The sequence below is a fragment of the Ruegeria sp. HKCCE4148 genome, from assembly GCF_017872495.1.
GTDB lineage: Bacteria > Pseudomonadota > Alphaproteobacteria > Rhodobacterales > Rhodobacteraceae > Ruegeria.
Genome location: NZ_JAEDOS010000001.1, coordinates 735730 through 756935, shown reverse-complemented (window position 1 = coordinate 756935; position 21206 = coordinate 735730). Strand labels below are relative to the sequence as shown.

The window sequence follows — 21206 nt, the reverse complement described above, 5'->3', positions numbered from 1 at the left end:
GGTTTGGTCATGACCTGGACCCACGACACCGTTTTTCCTTTTTCCGCTCCGCTAACTGGCGGTCAGAGCGTGACACATGACGTCTATGTCGGCGGAGAGGGGCCACCGATCCTGATCCTTCAGGAGTTGCCCGGAATCGGACCAGAGACTTTGGCGCTGGCAGCAAAGCTGAACGCATCCGGTTTTCGTGTCTACCTGCCACATCTGTTCGGCACCTACGGCAAGGTCGAGATGGCCAAAAACACCGCCCGTCTATTTTGCGTTCGGAAAGAGTTCAACATCTTCGCCAGAGGCAAACAAAGCCCCATCGCAGGGTGGATGCGTGCCCTAACTCATGAGATCAAACAGCGCGAAGGTAGCGCCGGTGTAGGTGTCATCGGTATGTGCCTGACAGGCAGTTTTGCCCTGACTTTGATGGCCGAAGACGCCGTTGTTGGTGGGGTCGCCAGTCAACCTGCTTTGCCAATATTTGGTGGTAAGCATCTTCACATGAGCACGCAGGATATCGGCGCAGCGTCGGCAGGCATGGCCGCGAAGGGGCCCGGGCTGGCGATGCGGTATTCCAAAGACAAACTGGCACCTAAGAAACTGATGCACGCGTTGGAGCGGGCTTTCGGCGATCTGTTGGAGACAGTGGAATATCCTGGCAGGGATCACTCGCTGCTGACGCTGGATTTCCACGAACCTGCCTATCAGCGCGTGGACGCCTACTTCAAAGCCCGCTTTGGCATGAGCTAAGCGCGCAAGGCCTTCCCCTTCCTGCCTCCATTCGCTATTGCAGGCGCTGACCCGAATTTGTTGACGCAGGACGCACCCCATGGCGATGGAAAAGACATTCAACGCGGCCGAGGCCGAGGCCCGCATCTATGAAGCCTGGGAACAGGCCGGAGCCTTCAAGGCAGGCGCGAACAAATCGCGCGACGAGAGCTTTACCATCATGATCCCGCCGCCCAACGTCACGGGTGCGTTGCATGTGGGTCATGCGTTCAACAACACGTTGCAGGACATCCTGATCCGCTGGCACCGGATGCGCGGGTTCGACACGCTGTGGCAACCCGGTCAGGACCACGCGGGCATCGCCACGCAGATGCAGGTCGAGAAGATGCTGGCCAACACGCAGCAGCCCGGTCGGCGCGAGTTGGGCCGTGAGAAGTTCCTGGAAAAAGTCTGGGAATGGAAGGGCGAGTATGGCGGTACAATCATCGAACAGCTGAAGCGTCTGGGGTCATCGTGTGACTGGTCGCGGAACGCCTTCACCATGGCCGGTGCTGCAGGTGATCCACGCACCGGGCATGAGAACTCGGCCAACTTCCACGACGCCGTGATCAAGGTCTTCGTCGATATGTACGAAAAAGGTCTGATCTATCGCGGCAAGCGTCTGGTCAATTGGGACCCGCATTTCGAGACGGCAATCTCGGACCTTGAGGTCGAAAATATTGAGGTCGCCGGTCATATGTGGCACTTCAAATACCCCTTGGCCGGTGGCGAGACATATGAGTATCTGGAAAAAGACGAAGATGGGAATGTGATCTTCCGCGAGGAGCGGGATTATATTTCCATTGCCACGACCCGCCCCGAAACCATGCTGGGCGACGGCGCAGTTGCGGTCCATCCCTCGGATGAGCGTTACGCGCCAATCATCGGGAAACTTTGCGAAATCCCGGTTGGGCCGAAAGAGCATCGCCGCCAGATCCCGATCATTACTGATGACTACCCCGATCCCGATTTCGGCTCGGGCGCGGTAAAGATCACCGGTGCGCATGACTTCAACGACAACATGGTCGCCAAGCGCGGCGGCATTCCGATGTACCGCCTGATGGACACCAAAGGCGCGATGCGAGCCGATGGCGCGCCTTACGCCGAAGAGGCCGACAAGGCGCAGGAATACGCGCGCGGCAAAGCATTCACCGAAAACGAGATCGATGCGATCAACCTGATCCCCGATCACCTGCGAGGGCTTGATAGGTTCGAGGCTCGGGCGAAGGTGGTGGAAGAGATCACCGCTGACGGCCTGGCCGTGATGACTCGCGCGGATGACCCGCGTCTGGGCACCAAACTGGGCGAGGATGACGACCCGGCGGCGTTGGTCCCGCTGGTCGAGAGCAAACCGATCATGCAGCCCTTCGGCGACCGCTCGAAAGTGGTCATTGAGCCGATGTTCACCGACCAGTGGTTCGTCGACGCCGCCAAGGTCGTCGGCCCCGCGCTGGATGCGGTCAAGGACGGCACGGTCAAGATCATTCCTGAATCGGGCGAGAAGACCTATTACCACTGGCTGGAAAACATCGAGCCTTGGTGCATCTCACGCCAACTGTGGTGGGGGCATCAGATTCCGGTTTGGTATGGCCTTGATCTCTCGGCTGAGAACTTCGAGGACGACGAAAACGATGGCGACCTTGATCTCGTCGAACTGGGCCGTTTGCTGAACGAAGGCGGCATGCTGCACCGCGGCAACGTCATGGAGTGCGCAGCAAGCCTTGAGGCTGTGACGGAGAAATTCCTCGACGACAACGCAAACATTCCCAGTCCGCTGAGTCACGCGACGGTTATCGAAGTCGCTGACAAGCAGGAAGCCATCCATCAATTTGCGGAAAGCCTGGCTCAATATGCGGTCGACCAGGATCCAACCAAGCTGGTCTACCCTGTTTGGCGCGACCCCGACGTCCTCGATACCTGGTTCTCCTCCGGCCTCTGGCCCATCGGCACGCTGGGCTGGCCCGAACAGACCGATGAGCTGGAGCGCTACTTCCCCACGGACGTTCTGATCACCGGCTTCGACATCCTGTTCTTCTGGGTCGCCCGGATGATGATGATGCAACTGGCCGTAGTCGATCAAATCCCGTTCCACACCGTCTACCTGCACCAGCTTGTCCGCGATGAGAAGGGCAAGAAGATGTCGAAGACCACCGGCAACGTTATCGACCCGCTGGAGATCGTGGACGAATTCGGCGCCGACGCGCTGCGCTTTACCAACGCCTCGATGGCCGCGATTGGCGGCGTGTTGAAACTGTCGCGCGAGCGCATCACCGGCTATCGGAATTTCGGCACCAAACTGTGGAATGCCGTCCGCTTTGCCGAGATGAACGAGGTCTTCACCGACGCCGTTCCTCAACTAGACGTGGCCGATCTGAAGCCTAAAGCCGCCGTGAATCGCTGGATCATCGGTGAAACCGCCCGCGTGCGCGAAGAGGTTGACGCGGCGCTGGAAAGCTATCGTTTCAACGATGCGGCCAACGGGCTTTACGCCTTTGTCTGGGGCAAAGTCTGCGATTGGTATGTGGAGCTGTCAAAACCCCTGCTACAAGGCGACGACGCCGAGGCACAGGCCGAAACCCGCGCCACCATGCGATGGGTTCTGGATCAGTGCATGGTCCTGCTGCACCCGATCATGCCCTTCATCACCGAAGAGCTGTGGGGCCTGACCGGCGCGCGAACCAAGATGGTTGTCCACGCTGAGTGGCCGAATTATTCCACCGCTGATCTGGTGGATGCCGATGCAGATCGTGAGATGAACTGGGTGATCTCGGTGATCGAAAACACCCGTTCGGCCCGTGCGCAGATGCGAGTACCGGCTGGCCTCTACGTCCCGATGCTGGTGACCGAAATCGACGCCAACGGCCAAGCCGCGTGGGACCGAAACGAGGCTCTTATCAAACGCCTGGCGCGGATCGACAGCCTGACCAAGGCCGACGAACTGCCCAAGGGCACCATCTCTATCGCCGCCCCCGGGGCCTCCTTCGGACTGCCGCTGGCCGACATCATCGACATCGGTGCAGAAAAAGAACGGTTGGAAAAAGCCAAAACCAAACTGGCCAAGGAACTCGGCGGTCTGCGCGGACGTCTGAACAACCCTAAATTCGTGGCCTCGGCCCCGGAAGAGGTTGTCGAAGAAGCCAAAGCCAATCTTGCCGCCCGTGAAGAGGAAGAGGCGAAACTGAACGAAGCGCTCGCCCGCCTGGCAGAAATCGCCTGATCTTCTTCTCGTTCCAAATACGGAATTCCCAGCCTCACCGCCCTAACCGGCGGTGAGGTTTTTGTTTGCGTTCAAAGCTTTCCCCTTGTTCGCAACACCAAGCAGTTGCTAGCAATTCAGCACCAAAACTCCCGAGGCCCCGATGGCAAAGCCCCTTCCCCCAGTGCAAACCATTTCAACCGGGCTGGTCGTTTCAGTGGTCGGGTTCTTCAGTTCCTTCCCCATTATTCTGCAAGGGCTTGAAACCATGGGAGCTTCGGAAGCCGAGGCTGCCTCGGGCTTAATGAGTGCAGCGATTGCGATGGGGTTGGCTGCGATCTTTCTCAGCCTACGCTATCGGCAGCCGATCAGCGTCGCCTGGTCTACTCCGGGTGCTGCCCTTTTGGCAGTGTCCGCCACCCCGGCAGAAGGCTTTTCGGGCGCAATCGGGGCCTTCCTCTGCGCCGGCGCACTGACGGTATTGGCCGGTCTCTGGAAACCGCTGGGACGTTTGGCCGCCACAATCCCGACGACGCTGGCCCAAGCTATGCTGGGGGGTGTGCTGCTGCCGTTGTGCATCGTCCCATTTAAGGCGGCAGTCGAACTGCCCTGGCAAGCCCTTCCCGTTATCCTGACATGGTTCATCGCGGGGCGTTTCAACAAACTGTTCGCAGTACCCGCCGCAGTGGTTGCCGCAGCACTGGTTGTCGTCTTCAGCGCCGAAGGCACCTCCGTGCGGCCCGAAAGCTTTCTTGCGCCCCCCGTTTGGACGATGCCCACTTTCTCGCTCGCGTCGGCCATCGGCATTGGTCTGCCCCTTTTTGTCGTCACGATGGCCACGCAGAACATCCCCGGCATCGCGGTCATGCGCGGTTTTGGCTACACGTCTGAACCGGGTAAGCTGTTCTCGTCAGTGGGTGGCGCAAGTCTGTTGTCCGCCCCATTCGGGGCACCCGCGACCTGCCTTGCTGCCATCACGGCCGCCATGTGCTCCAACGAAGACAGCCACCCGGATCGGGCCTTGCGCTATTGGTCAGCGATCATGGCGGGGCTGTTCTATTGCCTGTTTGGTGTCTTCGCCGTGGCCATCACTGGTTTCGCTGCTCATGCCGACCCACTGCTGATGGGGACGCTGACCGGTGTCGCTTTGATCGGAGTGATGGCCAACGCCACCTTCGCCGCGCTTGAAGTTCCAGCCGAGCGCGAAGCGGCAATCCTGACCTTTGCCATAACAGCTTCGGGCATTACTGCGTTTGGTCTGGGCGCGGCTGTTTGGGGGCTGCTGGCGGGCGGGGTCGCCTACCTGATCTCGCAACGCATCAGATAGATGGTTTGTCTGGTATCACAGATCGCTTAAAGTAAACCCATGTTTGGAGCATTGGCAAAACTGGTCGAACGCCAGATCAAAAAGGCTCAGGCTGAGGGCCAATTGCAGGGGCTGGAGGGTGAAGGCCAACCACTGCCTGACAGGTCGCCTGAAGCGATGAGTGATCCGGCCATCGCCGCAGGTCACAGGATCATGGCGCAAGCCGGTGTTTTACCGGAAGAGTTCGACATCAAAAAGCAGCTCGACGCAGCGCGGCAGACCTATGCTAATCTGACTGACCCGGCCAAGCGAAAAGCCGCGATGGCCCACATCGCCGATTTGGAAATGCGCTACAACATGGCCCGCGACGCACGCCGGGCCTTTATGCGCTGATTACTTGAACTCGGGCTTGCGGCCCTGCATCTGCGCCATCACAACCTCCATCTGGTGGGGCTTGCCGATCAGTCCGACCTGTTCGGCGGATTCTGCCATCAGAACGTCGGCACGCGCCTGCGACTCGGCAACTTCGATAAGGCGTTTGGCGGCGCGGATAGCCGAAGGGCTTTGACCGGCGATATTCTCGGCAAGGGCCAAAGCTTCGGTCAGCGGATCATCAGAAAGCTGCGTCACCAACCCCCAATCCGCCGCCTGCTGCGCGCCGATGGGACGCGCGGTGTAGGTCAGCAGTCGCAGCACATCCGAACGAACCAGGCGCGGCAACAGAACCATACCGCCCATGTCGGGAATGATCCCCCATTTCATCTCCATCACGGCCAGTTTGGCCTCTGGATGCGCAATTCGAATATCCGCGCCCAGTGCGATCTGCAGGCCACCACCGAAAGCCACGCCCTGAATGGCGCAAATTACAGGCACCGGGACGCGTCGCCAGATCAGTGCCAGCTCCTGCATCTCGTTGGCGTCCTCGTGGCTTCGGGTCATCAGCCATTCAGTTGGGTCCATGTGCGCCATCTTGGCAAAGCTCGCCATATCGAGCCCTGCGCAAAAGCTCTTGCCTTCACCCGATAGCACCACGGCGCGGGCGTCAGAGGCCGCGACTTCTTGCCCTGCGGACAGAAGCGCCTTGATCATCGCATCATCCAACGCATTCATCTTGTCGCCCCGGGTTAGGGTGACATGGGCAACATGATCTTGGTAGATGACGGATACGCGTGACATGGGGAACCTCCCGAAATTTTCGTGTTACAACCATGCCCGGGCCGACGGCCAAATACCACTGCGACGTCAGGGCAAATCGCTGACGGGCATCCGCGCAAACCACGGGGAATCGAGCGTCATGACGTAGAACTGATCCGCCACGATCTTACCCCCGGTCGTGATTCCCAAACGACCCTGCGGATCCTGCAACGTGAGCAAAATACGACCTTCACCATCGAACTGCACCATCATGCCACGATGGATCGGTGCAGGGCGGACGGCTGGACCCAGCCGCCAGATGATCTTACGCAAAAACGGATACGGCATCAGTGCCTCTGACGGTACACGTGGGCTGGCGAAGGCCATCCAATAGGTGCCATCGCCTTGCGCCTCGATGTTGTCTGGATAGCCGGGCAGGTTATCCATCAAGACGTTCTGCTTCCCGGCCTTCGGACCGGTCAGCCACAGTTTGTGCACCCGTGCCCGACCCGTTTCGGCGATCAGCAAAAAGTCTTCTTCCGGGGACAGGGCGACACCGTTGGTGTAGACGAACCCTTCGGCGATCTTCTGGGTGGTGCCATCGGGCGTGCGACGGGCGACATAGCCTGTTTCGGACTGTTCCCAAATGGTCAGAACCGAGGTTGGTTTTGTCCCACCCATGGTTTCGGGATCGAAACGGTCCGAAGAGTTCGAGAAATAGATCGTGCCGTCCTGTGCCACATCCAACTGGTTGGCATAGATCACTGGCGCACCGTTGATGTCACCTACCACCGTTTCCAAGGTACCCGGCCCAGTCCAGCGCATCACGCCGCGAAAGCTGTCAGCAACATAAAGCGCGCCGTCAGGCCCGGCCTTGAGACCCAGAGGGCGCCCGCCCAGACGGTCGACCTCTACAGGTTCTTCTTCTTCGATGCGGTAGAGGGTACCCGCCCGACTGGTGGTATAAACCGATCCATCGGGCATCACCGCGATGTCTTCGGGGCCGACCTCATCCCTAGGCAGGCGGACTAGCTGTGCGGAATCCAGCGCCGCATTTTCAGCGAAATCTCCTGTAAACCCAGCATCTTCCGGCATTTCAACTGCGACGGGCGTTACCGGAACGGGCCAGAACAAAAGATAGGCGAGGCCCAACAGAATGACAGCTATGAGAATGCGCATCTGCGCTCCTTTATTCAAAGTCTTTGCTAGCGCGCCGGATGGCACACGCTTGCTCAATCTTCGGGCTTAGGGTTATCTGCGCACATGACCGGACCTCGATACACCCCGCTTGCCCAATCCCTGCCAGCCACCGTGCCCTTTGTCGGCCCAGAAACGCAAGAGCGGCAACGCGGTGCGCCGTTTGGTGCGCGTCTGGGTGCAAATGAAAGTGTGTTTGGCCCCTCGCCACAGGCTATCGACGCGATGGCGCAAGCTGCATCTGAAATCTGGATGTATGGCGATCCCGAAAACCATGACCTGCGCGACGCCCTGGCAAAGCACCATGGCGTGACGCCAGAAAATATCGTCGTGGGCGAAGGGATTGACGGGCTTCTGGGTTATCTCGTCCGACTGCTGGTCGGTCCGGAAGATATGGTGGTGACATCGGACGGGGCTTACCCGACCTTCAACTATCATGTGGCCGGATTCGGAGGTGTTCTTCACAAAGTGCCCTACTCCGGCGATCACGAAGACCCGACAGCGCTGTTTGCCAAGGCGGCTGAAGTCGAGGCCAGGTTGGTTTATCTGGCAAACCCGGACAACCCGATGGGCAGCTGGCATTTGGGTGCCGATATCGTAAATGCGATGAAGGACTTGCCGGAAGACTGCCTGCTGGTACTGGATGAGGCTTATGTGGAATGCGCACCCGAGGGGACGGCGGCACCAGTCGACGCAAATGATCCCCGCGTCATCCGGATGCGGACATTCTCAAAAGTTTATGGCATGGCAGGCGCGCGCGTTGGATATGCCATAGGCGCGCCGGACCTGATTTCGGCCTTCAACAAAGTGCGCAATCATTTCGGCATGAACCGCGCAGCGCAGGCAGGTGCTTTGGCCGCACTCCAGGATGCAGACTGGCTGCCGCATGTCCAGAACCGGATCGCGGACGCGCGAGAGCGTATCGGCGCGATTGCACGCGACAATGGATTGCAGCCACTGCCGTCGGCCACCAATTTTGTTGCGATCGACTGCGGGCACAATGGGGATTTCGCCAAAGCGGTGTTGGATTCACTGGTCGAACAGGGAATTTTCGTACGCATGCCGTTTGCCGCGCCTCAAAACAGATGCATTCGAGTAAGTTGTGGAGAGGCGGCGGATTTGGACGCATTTGCAGAGGCTTTGCCCAAGGCTCTGGCGGCAGCTCGGGCGCAAACCGCCTGACCACTGCCCTGATCAGGCAGCGAGCACAGTCGCTGCGGCCTCGAGCGCCCCAGTGCCACGGGGGATGTCCAGCGCGGCCAAAGCTGTTTCAACACCGCCCAGCATTGCCATGATCATCTGCCCGTTGACATGCCCCATGTGACCTAAACGGAAATATCCGTCATAGTCCGCCATCCCCAGGCCGATGCCCAGCGTCAAACCCAACTGGTTCTCCGTAAAGGCGCGCAGCGGGGTGCCCCGGCCATCACTAAGGCGCAGGGACGTGACCGCGCGGCTGCGATGGGCGCGATCTGTAACGTTAAGATGCAATGCACCGCCTTCTGCCCAAGTTTCGCACGCTTTCCAGATTGCTTTGGCCAAGTGTTCGTGGCGCGCCCAAACCTGCTCGATCCCTTCTGCATGGATCAGATCCAGCGCGGCACGCAGGCCATAGAGGTGGTGCGTGGGTGCTGTACCATTGAAATACTGGTAGAACAGGTCCGGGTTCGCGCGCGGCTGCCAATCCCAATATTGCGACACGCGCGGCATTGTAGCCCGTTTCGCCTGTGCTTTGTCGTTAAAGAACGCAAATCCCATACCTGCCGGGGTCATCATCCCCTTTTGACAGGCACTGACCGTCACATCGACACCCCATTCATCCATCTCGAACCGGTCACAACCCAGAGACGCGATGCAATCGGCCATCAGCAACGCCGGATGACCAAGATCGTCCAGAAGTTTGCGAAGCCCGGGAATGTCGTTGCGGATCGAACTGGATGTATCCACATGGACCGCCAGCACGGCCTTGATCTGGTGGTCTTGGTCGGCGCGCAGCGCATCAGCGATTTTGTCTAAATCCCACGCCGAAGCCGTTCCAAAGTCGATCAATTCAACCTTTGCCCCGATCCCTTCAGCCATTTCGGCCCAGCCGTGGGTAAAGCGGCCCGACGCCGGAGCCAGCACCGTTTCACCCGGTGCAATCACGTTGGAAAGCACAGCTTCCCACGTGCCATGGCCGTTGGCGATGTAAATCGCCACATTATGCCGGGTTCGTGCAACACGCTTAAGGTCGTTGGTCAGCGCGGGCATCATTTCTATCAACTCACCGTCATAGATATTCGGTGAAGGACGGTGCATGGCTTGTAATACGGCATCGGGCATGACCGACGGGCCAGGAATAGCCAGATACTCGCGCCCTTGCGCAAGCGAAACTTTGTTTGTCATGAGGTCAACCTGTTTGAATTGACGCCCAACCTAGCAAGGGTTCTGGCGGCGTCAATCCATCAGCTTGGATGCTTCGCTTGCCAGCGCCTCGATCCCAGCCCAATCGCCTGCTTCGACAAGATGTTTCGGTGCGACCCAGCTGCCACCGGCACAAATCACATTGGACAACGACAGGTAATCGCGCGCGTTAGACGGAGAGACACCACCCGTCGGGCAAAAGCTGATCTGCGGCAGAGGCGCGCCAATCGCCTTGAGCGCGGGTGCGCCGCCCGACGCCTCGGCCGGAAAGAATTTCAGCATGTCATAACCCTTTTCCAGCAAGGCCATCGCTTCGCTTGCTGTGGCAGCGCCTGGTAGCAGCGGCAGGCCTTCGGCCTCACAGGCCGCGATTAGTGTTTCGGTTGCACCCGGAGAGACCCCGAATTGCGCACCTGCGTCCTTGGCGGCGCGGACGTCTTCGGGCGTGACCAGCGTGCCTGCGCCCACGACGCCCCCCGGCACCTCAGCCATTGCCCGGATCGCGTCGAGTGCAGCCGGAGTGCGCAGAGTGACTTCCAGCGCGGGCAGACCACCTGCAACCAGAGCTTCAGCCAGAGGGCGCGCCTGTGCGGCATCATCGACGACGAGCACCGGAACGATGGGCGCCAGCGCGCAGATTTCGCGGGTGCGTTGGGTTTTAGACATGTCTTAAGCTCCGAATATGCTGGCACCTGTGTCGGCAGACCCGACGTTCTGCCGGAACGCACCGAAGAGGTCGCGACCGACACCGTGATGGTTGGATGAAAGATCGGCGGTGGCCGGTGCCCGGTCCAAAACGCCGGGAGTGAGGATTTTCAACGCGCCCTTGACCGCATCAACGCGCAGCATGTCACCGTCTTGCAGATAGGCGATGGCTCCACCGTCCAAAGCCTCGGGGCAGACATGGATTGCTGCGGGCACCTTGCCGGACGCGCCGGACATGCGACCGTCGGTGACCAGAGCCACCTTCTGCCCCCGACCTTGCAGAATTGAAAGGATAGGCGTCAGAGAATGCAGCTCGGGCATCCCGTTCGCCTTGGGGCCTTGGAAACGCACGACAACGATGACGTCATCCGTGAACACTCCGGCCTTGAAGGCCGCTTTGACGTCATCCTGATCATCGAACACACGTACAGGTGCTTCGACCACCTGATGTTCGGGGGCAACGGCTGAAACTTTCATGACACCGGTGCCCAGGTTGCCCGTCAGGCGCGACAGACCTCCGGTTGGTTGGAACGGATCATTGGCCGGGCGTAAAATCTTTTCGTTCAGGCTGCGGTCAGTCCCATCCTGCCAGACGAGGTCTCCATCGAGCAGCTTGGGTTCTTTGGTGTAGTTCTGGAGGCCCTGCCCCGCGACGGTCAGCGTATCGGGGTGCAACAACCCCTCGTCCAGCAATGTGCCGATTGTATACCCCAGCCCCCCAGCAGCGTGATAGTGGTTCACATCCGCCAGACCGTTGGGATAGACCCGCGCAACCAAAGGCACGACGGCAGAGATGTCGGAAAAATCTTCCCAATCCAACACGATACCACCTGCCCGCGCCATAGCGATCAGGTGGATCAGCAGGTTGGTCGATCCCCCTGTGGCCATCAGACCCACGATGCCGTTCACAAAGGCACGTTCATCAAGAATCTGGCAGACCGGTGTGTAGTGGTTGCCCAGCGCGCTGAGCGACAAGGCGCGGCGTGCACCTTCCTCGGTCAGGGCATCACGCAAGGGCGTGTTTGGATTGACAAAGCTAGAGCCCGGCAGATGCAGGCCCATGAACTCCATCAGCATCTGGTTGGTGTTGGCCGTTCCGTAGAAAGTGCAGGTGCCGGGTCCGTGATATGCGGCCATTTCGGCAGCCATCAGGTCTTCGCGGCCGACCTCTCCGGCGGCAAATTGTTGGCGGACCTTGGCTTTTTCGTCATTCGGCAAGCCACTGGTCATCGGCCCCGCAGGCAGGAAGACGGCAGGCAGGTGGCCAAAGGCCTGTGCGCCGATGACCAGCCCGGGGACGATCTTATCGCAAACGCCAAGGAACACCGCCGCGTCATAGGTGTTGTGGCTCAGCGCTACGCCAGTCGCCAATGCGATCACGTCGCGCGAAAACAGCGACAGTTCCATCCCGGCCTCACCTTGCGTGACGCCATCGCACATCGCCGGAACTCCACCTGCGACCTGCGCGGTGCCTCCGGCTGCGCGGATCGCCTGACGGATCAGTTCGGGATAACGCTCAAACGGCTGATGCGCCGACAACATGTCGTTATAGGCGGTGACAATTCCCAGATTGCCTGCCGTGCCAGTTGCCATCGATTGCTGGTCTTCCCCCGAACCCGCATAAGCGTGGGCCTGCCCGCTGCAAGACAGATGCGCACGGGCCGGGCCCTTGGATTTGGCCTGTTCCATTCGGTCCAGATGCGGACCGCGCAGATCGGCGCTGCGGTCGATGATCCGTTTTGTGACGTCGGCAATAACTGAATTTACCATGATTACCCTCCGATCTGACGCCACCGGCGTCCATCGCGATGCATCAGCATCAGTGCTTCTTCGGGACCTGAACTGCCCTGATCGTAGCGGGACGGGCGGTCTCCGCGCTGTTCCCAGCCCTGAATGATGGGATCGACCCAGGCCCAGGCGGCCTCGGCCTCATCACCGCGCATGAACAATGTTTGATCGCCTCGGATGACATCCATGATCAGACGCTCATAGGCATCTGGGGCTTGCGCCTCGGCCCCAAGCGCATCGGCAAAGCTCATGTCCAGCGCCACGTCCGACAGGCGGAACCCGCCCGGCCCCGGATCCTTGATCGTGGTGCGCAGGGTAATGCCTTCGTCGGGTTGCAGACGGATCACCAGCACGTTGCCGTGCAGAGGGCCGACATTGGGGAAAATGGTATGTGGCGGATCGCGGAAGAACACCGCGATCTCGGATTCGCGCGCGCGCAGACGTTTGCCGGTGCGCAGATAGAAAGGCACACCCGCCCAACGCCAGTTACCGATATGAACCTTGAGTGCAATGAAGCTTTCGGTTCGGCTGGCGGGGTTGCCGACATGATCGACATATCCGCCCTCACCCTTGTCCGCCCGGTATTGGCCGCGCGCGATATCCTTGGGTTCGATCGGTTCCAGCGCTTCGATCACCTTGACCTTTTCATCACGTACGGCGTTGGGCGCATATTTCGAAGGCGGCTCCATCGCCGTCAGACAAAGCAATTGAACCAGATGGTTCTGGATCATGTCCCGCATTGCACCGGATTGATCGTAATAGGCCCCGCGCCCTTCAACACCCACGGTCTCGGCCACGGTGATTTGTACGTGATCGATATGGGTGGAATTCCAAAGCGGCTCGAACAGCGAATTCGCAAAACGAAGCGCCATCAGGTTCTGCACGGTTTCCTTACCCAGATAATGGTCGATCCGATAAATTTGATGCTCTTCAAAACAGGCGCGCAAACCTTCGTTAAGTGCCTTGGCCGAGGCGAGATCATGACCAAACGGCTTTTCAACGACGATGCGGCTGTCAGGCGTGGCCAAGCCGGTGTCATGCAAACGCTGCGCGATCCCAGCGAACAGGCTTGGACCCACTGACAGATAAAAAGCCCGGACAACCTCGTCGCGCAGCAACTTTTTGAGACCGGACCACCCGGCTTCACCCAAAGCATCCACGGGCACGTATTCGACATGTGCCAGAAACTGGTCCAGCGTCTCAGGAGAAAAGTCTGGTGCAAATTGCTGCATCGACTTGCGGACCTGATCACGGAACCCATCGCTGTCGATTTCTGATCGTGCCGTACCGATGATCCGCGCGCCTTCGGGCATCTGTCCAATCGCGAAACGATGGCACAGGCCCGGCAGTATCTTGCGTTGCGCCAGATCGCCGGTTGCCCCGAACAGAACCAGGTCGAATGGTTCTACCGGAATTACACGTGAAACCATCATGGGCTCCTTCTGAGTGTGTCGATACCAACCCAGCATGGTACAAAACTGCACAATACCGCGACTGTTATCGCTAACATTGCCCGCGTATTAGAAAGACCCCACGCAAAAATCAAGCAGAGTTTCCGAAAACCCGCGCGTTTTGCGCGTTATCCTTGATTGCGCAGCCATTCCATCACAGCCGGGCGTACGCTTTGCTCACCTCGATGCCGGGCATCGGCGATGATTTTACGTACCTCTGACAGATCACAGCGCAGCAACAGGCTTTTGACCGGGCCAATCGAAGCAGGGCGCATCGACAATGTCCGAATGCCCATCGCCGCCAAGCACAGCGCTTCGACGGGGCGCCCGGCATCTTCACCGCAGAAACTGAGCGGAGTGTCCGAGATATCGCAGCGCTCAACAATCCGCTCCATCAAACTCAGGAAGCTGACATTTAGCGTGTCGTAACGGCGCCGGACCAGTTCATTTTCACGGTCGGCAGCAAAGAAGAACTGCTTTAGGTCGTTGCCGCCGATCGAGATAAAGTCCACCTCGTCAAAGAACTTCTGGGGGGCAAAGGCCAGCGACGGGGTTTCCAGCATCGCGCCAACCTCAAGCGTTTCAGGCAGGATATGACCCAGCCGTTTTTCGCGATCGATGGTTTTGTTCACCTCCCACCGGGCTTCGCGGAACTCGTCCGCCTGCGCGACAAATGGAAACATGATCGTCAGCGGTCGTCCATTCGCAGCCCGCAGAAGCGCTTGCAACTGCATCCGCATGACCCCGCGTTTATCCAGCCCCACCCGAATAGCGCGCCAGCCCAGCGCAGGGTTCGGTTCAGCAACATGCTTCATATAGGGCAGAACCTTGTCTGACCCGATATCCAAGGTGCGGAACACAACCCGCTTGTCCCCTGCCGCATCCAGAACACGTTGATATTGTGTGACAAGCTCGGACCGCTTGGGCATCTTGTTACGGATCAGGAATTGCAGCTCGGTGCGGAACAGGCCGACGCCCTCGGCACCTGATGTGCCCAACGACGGCAGATCAGCCATCAGACCCGCATTCATCACCAGATTGATGCGTGCACCATCCCGTGTGACACAGGGAGTTTCTCGGATCGACGCATAGCGTTCCTGCGCCTTGGCCTGCATGGCGATCTTGTCGCGAAAGGCGCTGACCACGGTATCTTCGGGACGCAAATGCACCACGCCCTGATCACCATCGACCAGTATATGATCACCGTTCAACGCTTCGGTCGTAATCCGACCCACATGCACCACAAGCGGGATCGCCAGCGCCCGCGCCACTATGGTGGCGTGGCTGCCAACCGAGCCCTCTTCGAGCACAATCCCCTTCAGCGCGCGCCCATATTCCAGCAGATCACCCGGGCCGATATTGCGCGCGATCAGAATCGGATCCGGCGGCAGATCGGCACTGTCGGTCTTGCCCTGACCGGTCAGGATCCGCAGCAAGCGATTGCTGAGATCGTCCAGGTCCGCCAGCCGTTCGCGCAGATAGGGGTCCGTGACCTGCCCCATACGCGCGCGTGCCTGCGATTGTTCCTTTTCGACCGCAGCTTCGGCGCTGAGGCCAAGGGCAATGTCCTCTTCCATCCGCCGCATCCAGCCTTTGGAATTGGCAAACATGCGATAGGCTTCAAGCACTTTAAGCTGCTCGGTGTCACCGTCCCGAGAAATCTCGAGCATCTTGTCGACCCCGACGCGCAACTCATCTACCGCCCCGATCAGACGCTCGCGTTCTTTGTGTGGGTCTTCTGCTATTGGGTTCGTGACGACCACGCGGGGCTCATGAAGCCAGACATGTCCTTCAGCGGACCCTTCCTGCGCGGGACCACCACGCAGTAGAACCGATTGCTGGTGAAGCGGTGACAGTGCCGCGCCCTCGCCCACAAAAGCACCAAGCTCGGCCATTTCGGCCAAAACCATAGCAACCACTTCCAAGGCATAGACTTCGTCAGCGGAAAATTCGCGTGCTTCACGCGACTGAACCACCAAAACACCCAGCTTTTCCCCAAGGCGCTGTACCGGAACCCCAAGAAACGACGAATACCGTTCCTCGCCGGTTTCCGGCATATAACGGAACCCTTTTTCGGATGGCGCATCCGCTGTATTGACCACCTTACTGAATTTGGCAACGCGCCCCACCAGGCCCTCGCCCATACGCATCCGCGTCTTGTGGACCGATTCAGGAGAAAGACCTTCGGTTGCACAAAGCTCCAGCGTCTCATCATCGCGGAACAGGTAGATCGAGCAAACTTCGGCCCTGATGCTGTCGGCAATCAGGTGAGTGATCCGGTCAAGACGTTCCTGACCGGCGGCTTCGCTCGCCATCTCTTCGCGCAACCGCCGCAGCAGCTTGCGGGATTCTGTTTCGGTGCCGTCCGCCATGGCCCACCCAGTTTAGTGTGTCAGGCGAAACCCTTGGCTGAAAAGCTCAGGCCGCCTTGTCCAGTTCAAAGGCATCATGCAGCGCCTGAACAGCAAGTTCCATGTATTTCCTGTCGACCAGAACGGAAATTTTGATCTCAGAGGTTGTAATGACCTTGATGTTGATCCCCTCATCCGAGAGCACCTTGAACATTTTGGCCGCAACACCCGACTGCGAGCGCATACCGATTCCCACAACCGAAACCTTGCAGACGTCATTGTCCGCCACCAGCTCGGCATAGTTCAACTCGCCAGCTTCCTTAATTGCCATCAGCGCTTTTTCTGCGCGGGCCACCTGGTCGGTCGGGCATGAGAACGTCATGTCCGTGCGCCCCTCGTCCGAGATGTTCTGAACGATCATGTCGACGTTCACACCCTCATCACTGAGCGCGGTAAAGATGATCGAGGCGATACCGGGGCGGTCGGCCACCGATACGACGGTCATCTTGGCTTCGTCACGGGAATAGGCCACACCGGCCACAACATTGGATTCCATGATATCCTCCTCGTCGCAGACCAAAGTACCGGCCTCGTCGGATTGTTCTTCGAAACTTGAAAGAACGCGCAGTTTCACCTTATAGCGCATCGCCAGCTCGACCGAGCGGGTTTGCAGCACTTTCGCACCCAGCGAGGCGAGTTCGAGCATCTCTTCGAACGATATGCGGTCCAGCTTGCGCGCCTTTTCGCAGATGCGCGGATCGGTGGTATAGACGCCATCCACATCTGTGTAGATGTCACAACGCTCCGCACCGAACGCTGCTGCAAAAGCCACGGCCGTGGTGTCCGAGCCGCCACGACCCAACGTGGTGATACGGCCCTCGGGGCTGAGACCCTGGAAACCCGCGACAACCGCTACTTTCATACCTTCGCCGAATTTCTGGTTCAGGTTTTCGGTCGGGATTTCCTCGATCCGGGCCTGGCTGTGGGCGCTGGTGGTCAGCAGCGGCACCTGCCAGCCCTGCCAGCTGCGCGCAGGGATGTCCATTTCCTGCAAAGTCAGAGCCATGAGCCCAGCAGTGACGTTTTCACCCGAAGACACAACGGCATCGTATTCACGCGCGTCAAACAGCGGCGATGTCTCATTCACCCAGCCCACAAGCTCGTTGGTTTTTCCCGACATGGCCGAGACGATGACAATCACGTCATAACCCTTGGCAACTTCGACGCCGATGCGCTTGGCGGCACGGCGGATACGGTCCAGATTGGCGACAGATGTGCCGCCGAATTTCATTACGAGTAAGGGCATGGGGGCAAAAGTCTCCGCGCCTTGGATTGTAGGTTCCGTGCCTCATATGCGAGGGGCACACCAAGAGCAAGGGCGCAAAAGGCACCAGCCTGCGGCGCAGGGCCGCTTTACATTGTGCAGACGCAATGTCAGCCTACGGGCAACAACCATATCAAGAGGTTCTTCATGTTTCGCCTAGCCCTTGCCGTCGCCCTAATTTCGTCGCCAGCCTTGGCTCAGGTCGCAAGTGTCGCTGGAACCGACGGTCAAAACGCACTGGGCACGGTACCTTGCGCCGCAAACGCCGGTGATCCTCTGCAAAGCTGCCATGCAGAGTTGCGCCGCCACGACGACGGCAACATCACACTTGCAGTCGGCCTAGGCGGCGGGCAGGTGCGTAACATCTATTTCAAAGATGGTGTGCCTGAATCCAGCAGCTCGACCTCAAAAATGTCCTATGAAACGCGCGGCGATCTGTTGGTGATCTATATTGATCCTGGCGAAGTCTACGAAATCCCCAAGGCTGCGCTGAGCTCTCAGTAAGCGTGTGGCTGCCCATCATAGGTTTCGAAGCACCCTGTGGTGGCCAGTGACAAATCATCGAACCGCTCGATCAGGCCCGATACGGCCTGTTCCACGTCGATTTCTGCTGCGTCTCCGCCCATGTCCGTCTGGACCCAACCTGGATGATAGATTCCAACGGCGATACCGTCGTCTTTGAGGTCGGTCGCCAGATTGCGCCCCAAATTCAACACCGCCGCCTTGGACGCGCGATAGATATAGCTGCCACCCGGTGCGCGGGTATGCGAGGCCATTTGCGAAGATAGGATGGCCACCTTTCCGCGCGACGCTTGTAGATTGGGCAACAAAGCCTGAACCGTCAGGAATACCCCAGTAACGTTGGTTGCAAAGCTCTGCGCCCACATGTCGGCCGGGTAGTCGTTGATCGTGTGACCTTTGTCCAAATATACGCCCGCGTTACAGATCAGAAGATCAACGGGTTGGTTCCTCAATTGCTCTGCGAATGCAGCGTGTTGCGCGGGATCGGTTACATCAAGGCGCAGCTGTGCGCTGCCATCGCGAGAGGTTCCTGTAACGGTGTCGCCCCTGTCACTATAGCGCGTGGACAACGCCAGGCCGATTCCGCGATTGGCACCGGTAATCACGATGTGCATGTTTCAGTTTGTCTTTCTGCTGGGTACAAAGGGCAATGGCGCCACAGGCACGCCGTCTTCTATCAGCGACTTTGCCTCATCTGGCTTGGCCTCGCCATAGATTGCACGGTCCGGAGCCTCACCCAGATGAATTTTGCGGGCTTCACTGGCAAAGTCCTTGCCCACGTAGTCCGAGTTCTCTTCGACATGGCGCCGCATCTCGGACAAAACCTTCTCAATCTCGGGCGAAGGTGTGGCCACGTCGATCTTTTCATCCGCAGCAGGCGGCACTTGAAGCTTGGGTTTCGCGTTTCGAGCCGGACGGACACGCGGTGTCATGATCGCCTTTTCGACGTGCACGCACCCGCATACCGCGCAGGTAACCATCCCTGCCGCAGCCAATTTGTCGTAGGCTTCGGCGGATTGGAACCAACTGTCGAACGTGTGGCCTTCAATGCATTTCAACGCGTATTGAATCATGTTCAGTCCAAAAAATCGATTGGCGAATAGATACCGACCCGAATGACAATATCAAGCCTCTCTGGCCCGATCTTAATGTGTGCAAGGCTTAAAGTCTCGTAACAGTTCGGCAAGGCCCGGAGAATGAACCTTCAAAGCCGCCTTTTTGAGCGGATACCACTTGCGTTTTCGCATCCCCTGTTCCGGGAAATCCTGCGAAACGGACCGCACAAGAACCGGGAATACATCCACTAGAATCGGTACAGGCGGGCGATTCAGCCGGTGCTTGTGGTGCAGAAACTGCCCCACCTGCTCCCCAAAACTCTGACCGGCTACACCTGCTTCTTCCCACGCTTCCTGCAGTGCCGTGTCAGCCCGTGACAAGCCGGGGATAAGCCAGCCTTTGGGAATAATCCAACGTTGCGCCCTGCGTGTCGTGATTAGCAAGACCTCGGGGCGATTCCCCTTGATCCGGTAACACAGCGCTGCAGCTTGCTGCAAAACGGATTGTTCCGCAGATTTGAGATGCTCAACACGCAGCAGCCGTGGCTTCATCGCTTGATGGCCCCTTCAGCCAGTACCATGTCCCTTCGCACATGAGATCCGAGTACACTCATTTTGTGGAAGGCTGCCACAAGTATACCACATGATGTGGATTTCGCCAAGCCAGGTGCGTCTGCTGAAGTGTGATCTACATGCGGGCCGCGAGTTGCCGCACCAGATCATCATGCGGAATATCGGCATCGATTGCCAGCCGCCGCAAACCGAAATGCACGCGCGCGATCTGCTGATAATAACGCGTGTAAACATAATTCGTCCCGCCGCCCGCCAAAGCCCCAAGTACAGGAACCGACTGAGCCGCCAGCTTTTGCCCCAGAACAATCGAAAAGCGCGGCGCAACAGCAGCGATCAGGCGCTGTATAGCCGGTCCTGTCAGGGTCAGGCGCACCGAAAAAAAGCCAAGATCCGCCCCATCGTCATGCGACAAAGGACCAGAAGCGGCTAAAACCCGCACGCAATCGAATTTCACATTCTCCGCAGCGGGATCGAACCCTTCGCGGGCTGCAGCCCCTTGAATGGCGCGCAGCAGCAAGGCGGTTGTTGCGGGCAGTTCCATCAAAGCTGTCGAGACACCACCCATCCCGCCAGCCGCACCCATGGCCGTGGTCACGGCTGTGTTCACCCAGGGCTGCTGATCAGGGACAGCGCGCCGCGAACCCTGTGCAGCGTGCATCGCGAGCCATAAAGCCTGCTCGGTTGCTCCGGTCAAGCCATGCCGCACCGGTTCCGGCAACTGCTCAAGCAAAGACTCGGCTGACCCGCCCAGCTTGTTCAAGAGTTTCACACCAGCACCACCGGCAGATCGGTAGTGATCCGCCAGACGATCCAGTTCGGCCTCGGCATCCACGTTTTCGACAAGAACCACGTTCTGCATCTACGCCCTCCTGCCTATCAACATCGGCGTTGCGCGGCGCCGATTCAATAGGTCAGCGGCTCCAACGGGTCACTGCACCCTGCACCCCGGACCATACGCCGGGTCTCAATTCCAATCCCAAAACCCTGTCAGGGTTGGTGGGTGGCGGCATCTCGACCCCACTCAAACGCGCGAATCCGAACCGTTTGTAGTAAGGTTCATCGCCCACCAGCATGACCCGCTGCCACCCGCGCGTGCGCCCTGCGTCAACACCTGCGTGGATCAGATACCCGCCCAGCCCCTCGCCCTGATGAGTAGGGTGTACGGCAACCGGCCCTAGCAGTAAGGCATCGTGGTCGCCGACATGAACGGGCCAGAACCGGATTGCACCGGCCAAAATACCCTGACCATCCCGCGCGACCAAAGACAGCCCCGCAACCGGCGGCACATCATCGCGCAACCGATAAGACGACAAAGCCTCACGACCCGGCGCAAAGCACAGGTCATAAAGGGCCTCAACCTCCCACCAATCGTCTGGCTCTTCCGGCCTGATCCCGAATTGCTGCACCCTGCCCTCTTTTCCTTGCTGGAAATCGCCCTAGCACTT

Annotated in this window: 19 protein-coding genes; 6 read left to right on the top strand and 13 right to left on the bottom strand. The window is 59.0% G+C overall.

The window, feature by feature from the left end; all coding sequences use genetic code 11:
* Nucleotides 1-9 precede the first annotated feature (9 nt).
* The 4 genes from I9187_RS03720 to I9187_RS03705 all read left to right on the top strand — a co-directional run bounded on the left by I9187_RS03720 (nt 10) and on the right by I9187_RS03705 (nt 5651).
* A complete protein-coding gene (locus tag I9187_RS03720; protein WP_171177795.1) occupies nt 10-738 on the top strand; it encodes a dienelactone hydrolase family protein in 729 nt (242 codons plus the stop codon).
* Nucleotides 739-817: 79 nt separating this feature from the next.
* Nucleotides 818-3973 carry a valine--tRNA ligase gene (locus I9187_RS03715; RefSeq protein ID WP_171177804.1) on the top strand — a complete coding sequence of 1052 codons (3156 nt, stop codon included), beginning with the start codon at nt 818-820 and terminating at the stop codon, nt 3971-3973.
* A gap of 142 nt (nt 3974-4115) precedes the next feature.
* Entirely contained in the window at nt 4116-5279 is a 1164-nt protein-coding gene (locus I9187_RS03710) for a benzoate/H(+) symporter BenE family transporter (RefSeq protein ID WP_209940063.1), read from the top strand.
* Nucleotides 5280-5318: 39 nt separating this feature from the next.
* Entirely contained in the window at nt 5319-5651 is a 333-nt protein-coding gene (locus I9187_RS03705) for a DUF1992 domain-containing protein (RefSeq protein ID WP_171177816.1), read from the top strand.
* On the opposite strand, the gene I9187_RS03700 is transcribed toward I9187_RS03705, so the two are convergent.
* Complete coding sequence (locus I9187_RS03700; RefSeq protein ID WP_171177818.1) at nt 5652-6434, bottom strand: crotonase/enoyl-CoA hydratase family protein; 783 nt, start codon at nt 6432-6434, stop codon at nt 5652-5654. It abuts the gene before it with no gap.
* A 66-nt stretch (nt 6435-6500) separates the two neighbouring features.
* Nucleotides 6501-7571 (bottom strand): SMP-30/gluconolactonase/LRE family protein, encoded by a 1071-nt coding sequence (locus tag I9187_RS03695; protein ID WP_171177820.1) that lies wholly within the window; start codon nt 7569-7571, stop codon nt 6501-6503.
* Between the two features lie 84 nt (nt 7572-7655).
* Here I9187_RS03695 and I9187_RS03690 point away from each other — a divergent pair, with 84 nt between their 5' ends.
* Nucleotides 7656-8771, top strand: a complete 1116-nt coding sequence (locus tag I9187_RS03690; RefSeq protein ID WP_171177822.1) for a pyridoxal phosphate-dependent aminotransferase — start codon at nt 7656-7658, stop codon at nt 8769-8771.
* Nucleotides 8772-8783: 12 nt separating this feature from the next.
* On the opposite strand, the gene I9187_RS03685 is transcribed toward I9187_RS03690, so the two are convergent.
* From I9187_RS03685 to I9187_RS03660, 6 genes are all read right to left on the bottom strand, one after another.
* Complete coding sequence (locus I9187_RS03685) at nt 8784-9974, bottom strand: aminotransferase class V-fold PLP-dependent enzyme (protein ID WP_171177825.1); 1191 nt, start codon at nt 9972-9974, stop codon at nt 8784-8786.
* A 51-nt stretch (nt 9975-10025) separates the two neighbouring features.
* A complete protein-coding gene (locus I9187_RS03680; RefSeq protein WP_171177827.1) occupies nt 10026-10658 on the bottom strand; it encodes a bifunctional 4-hydroxy-2-oxoglutarate aldolase/2-dehydro-3-deoxy-phosphogluconate aldolase in 633 nt (210 codons plus the stop codon).
* Nucleotides 10659-10661: 3 nt separating this feature from the next.
* On the bottom strand, nt 10662-12467 hold the full coding sequence (edd, locus tag I9187_RS03675) for a phosphogluconate dehydratase (RefSeq protein ID WP_216599029.1): 1806 nt from the start codon (nt 12465-12467) through the stop codon (nt 10662-10664).
* A gap of 2 nt (nt 12468-12469) precedes the next feature.
* Nucleotides 12470-13915 (bottom strand): glucose-6-phosphate dehydrogenase, encoded by a 1446-nt coding sequence (gene zwf, locus I9187_RS03670; RefSeq protein WP_171177829.1) that lies wholly within the window; start codon nt 13913-13915, stop codon nt 12470-12472.
* Between the two features lie 149 nt (nt 13916-14064).
* Nucleotides 14065-16308 (bottom strand): phosphoenolpyruvate--protein phosphotransferase, encoded by a 2244-nt coding sequence (gene ptsP, locus I9187_RS03665; protein WP_171177831.1) that lies wholly within the window; start codon nt 16306-16308, stop codon nt 14065-14067.
* 46 nt (nt 16309-16354) lie between these two features.
* Nucleotides 16355-17593: an aspartate kinase gene (locus tag I9187_RS03660; RefSeq protein ID WP_171177834.1), complete on the bottom strand. Its 1239-nt coding sequence runs from the start codon at nt 17591-17593 to the stop codon at nt 16355-16357.
* Nucleotides 17594-17758: 165 nt separating this feature from the next.
* Between I9187_RS03660 and I9187_RS03655 the strand changes: the two genes are divergently transcribed.
* Entirely contained in the window at nt 17759-18115 is a 357-nt protein-coding gene (locus I9187_RS03655) for a hypothetical protein (RefSeq protein WP_171177836.1), read from the top strand.
* On the opposite strand, the gene I9187_RS03650 is transcribed toward I9187_RS03655, so the two are convergent.
* The 5 genes from I9187_RS03650 to I9187_RS03630 all read right to left on the bottom strand — a co-directional run bounded on the left by I9187_RS03650 (nt 18109) and on the right by I9187_RS03630 (nt 21167).
* On the bottom strand, nt 18109-18747 hold the full coding sequence (locus tag I9187_RS03650; protein WP_171177838.1) for an SDR family oxidoreductase: 639 nt from the start codon (nt 18745-18747) through the stop codon (nt 18109-18111). The genes I9187_RS03655 and I9187_RS03650 overlap by 7 nt on opposite strands.
* A 3-nt stretch (nt 18748-18750) precedes the next feature.
* A complete protein-coding gene (locus I9187_RS03645; RefSeq protein WP_209940062.1) occupies nt 18751-19206 on the bottom strand; it encodes a DUF1178 family protein in 456 nt (151 codons plus the stop codon).
* A 72-nt stretch (nt 19207-19278) separates the two neighbouring features.
* Nucleotides 19279-19740 carry an NUDIX hydrolase gene (locus I9187_RS03640; protein WP_209509534.1) on the bottom strand — a complete coding sequence of 154 codons (462 nt, stop codon included), beginning with the start codon at nt 19738-19740 and terminating at the stop codon, nt 19279-19281.
* Between the two features lie 136 nt (nt 19741-19876).
* On the bottom strand, nt 19877-20620 hold the full coding sequence (locus I9187_RS03635; RefSeq protein WP_171238159.1) for an EcsC family protein: 744 nt from the start codon (nt 20618-20620) through the stop codon (nt 19877-19879).
* A gap of 52 nt (nt 20621-20672) precedes the next feature.
* Nucleotides 20673-21167 carry an N-acetyltransferase gene (locus I9187_RS03630; protein WP_171177846.1) on the bottom strand — a complete coding sequence of 165 codons (495 nt, stop codon included), beginning with the start codon at nt 21165-21167 and terminating at the stop codon, nt 20673-20675.
* Nucleotides 21168-21206: the final 39 nt, after the last annotated feature.

What these genes read in the sequence shown, in the direction of transcription:
- I9187_RS03710 (WP_209940063.1), top strand. Translation starts at nt 4,116, where the DNA reads ATGGCAAAGCCCCTTCCCCCAGTGCAAACCATTTCAACCGGGCTGGTC.
- I9187_RS03680 (WP_171177827.1), bottom strand. Translation starts at nt 10,658, where the DNA reads ATGTCTAAAACCCAACGCACCCGCGAAATCTGCGCGCTGGCGCCCATC.
- I9187_RS03635 (WP_171238159.1), bottom strand. Translation starts at nt 20,620, where the DNA reads ATGCAGAACGTGGTTCTTGTCGAAAACGTGGATGCCGAGGCCGAACTG.
- I9187_RS03685 (WP_171177825.1), bottom strand. Translation starts at nt 9,974, where the DNA reads ATGACAAACAAAGTTTCGCTTGCGCAAGGGCGCGAGTATCTGGCTATT.
- I9187_RS03660 (WP_171177834.1), bottom strand. Translation starts at nt 17,593, where the DNA reads ATGCCCTTACTCGTAATGAAATTCGGCGGCACATCTGTCGCCAATCTG.
- I9187_RS03640 (WP_209509534.1), bottom strand. Translation starts at nt 19,740, where the DNA reads ATGAAGCCACGGCTGCTGCGTGTTGAGCATCTCAAATCTGCGGAACAA.
- I9187_RS03705 (WP_171177816.1), top strand. Translation starts at nt 5,319, where the DNA reads ATGTTTGGAGCATTGGCAAAACTGGTCGAACGCCAGATCAAAAAGGCT.
- I9187_RS03690 (WP_171177822.1), top strand. Translation starts at nt 7,656, where the DNA reads ATGACCGGACCTCGATACACCCCGCTTGCCCAATCCCTGCCAGCCACC.
- I9187_RS03695 (WP_171177820.1), bottom strand. Translation starts at nt 7,571, where the DNA reads ATGCGCATTCTCATAGCTGTCATTCTGTTGGGCCTCGCCTATCTTTTG.
- I9187_RS03650 (WP_171177838.1), bottom strand. Translation starts at nt 18,747, where the DNA reads ATGCACATCGTGATTACCGGTGCCAATCGCGGAATCGGCCTGGCGTTG.
- edd (WP_216599029.1), bottom strand. Translation starts at nt 12,467, where the DNA reads ATGGTAAATTCAGTTATTGCCGACGTCACAAAACGGATCATCGACCGC.
- ptsP (WP_171177831.1), bottom strand. Translation starts at nt 16,308, where the DNA reads ATGGCGGACGGCACCGAAACAGAATCCCGCAAGCTGCTGCGGCGGTTG.
- I9187_RS03645 (WP_209940062.1), bottom strand. Translation starts at nt 19,206, where the DNA reads ATGATTCAATACGCGTTGAAATGCATTGAAGGCCACACGTTCGACAGT.
- I9187_RS03715 (WP_171177804.1), top strand. Translation starts at nt 818, where the DNA reads ATGGCGATGGAAAAGACATTCAACGCGGCCGAGGCCGAGGCCCGCATC.
- zwf (WP_171177829.1), bottom strand. Translation starts at nt 13,915, where the DNA reads ATGGTTTCACGTGTAATTCCGGTAGAACCATTCGACCTGGTTCTGTTC.
- I9187_RS03700 (WP_171177818.1), bottom strand. Translation starts at nt 6,434, where the DNA reads ATGTCACGCGTATCCGTCATCTACCAAGATCATGTTGCCCATGTCACC.
- I9187_RS03720 (WP_171177795.1), top strand. Translation starts at nt 10, where the DNA reads ATGACCTGGACCCACGACACCGTTTTTCCTTTTTCCGCTCCGCTAACT.
- I9187_RS03655 (WP_171177836.1), top strand. Translation starts at nt 17,759, where the DNA reads ATGTTTCGCCTAGCCCTTGCCGTCGCCCTAATTTCGTCGCCAGCCTTG.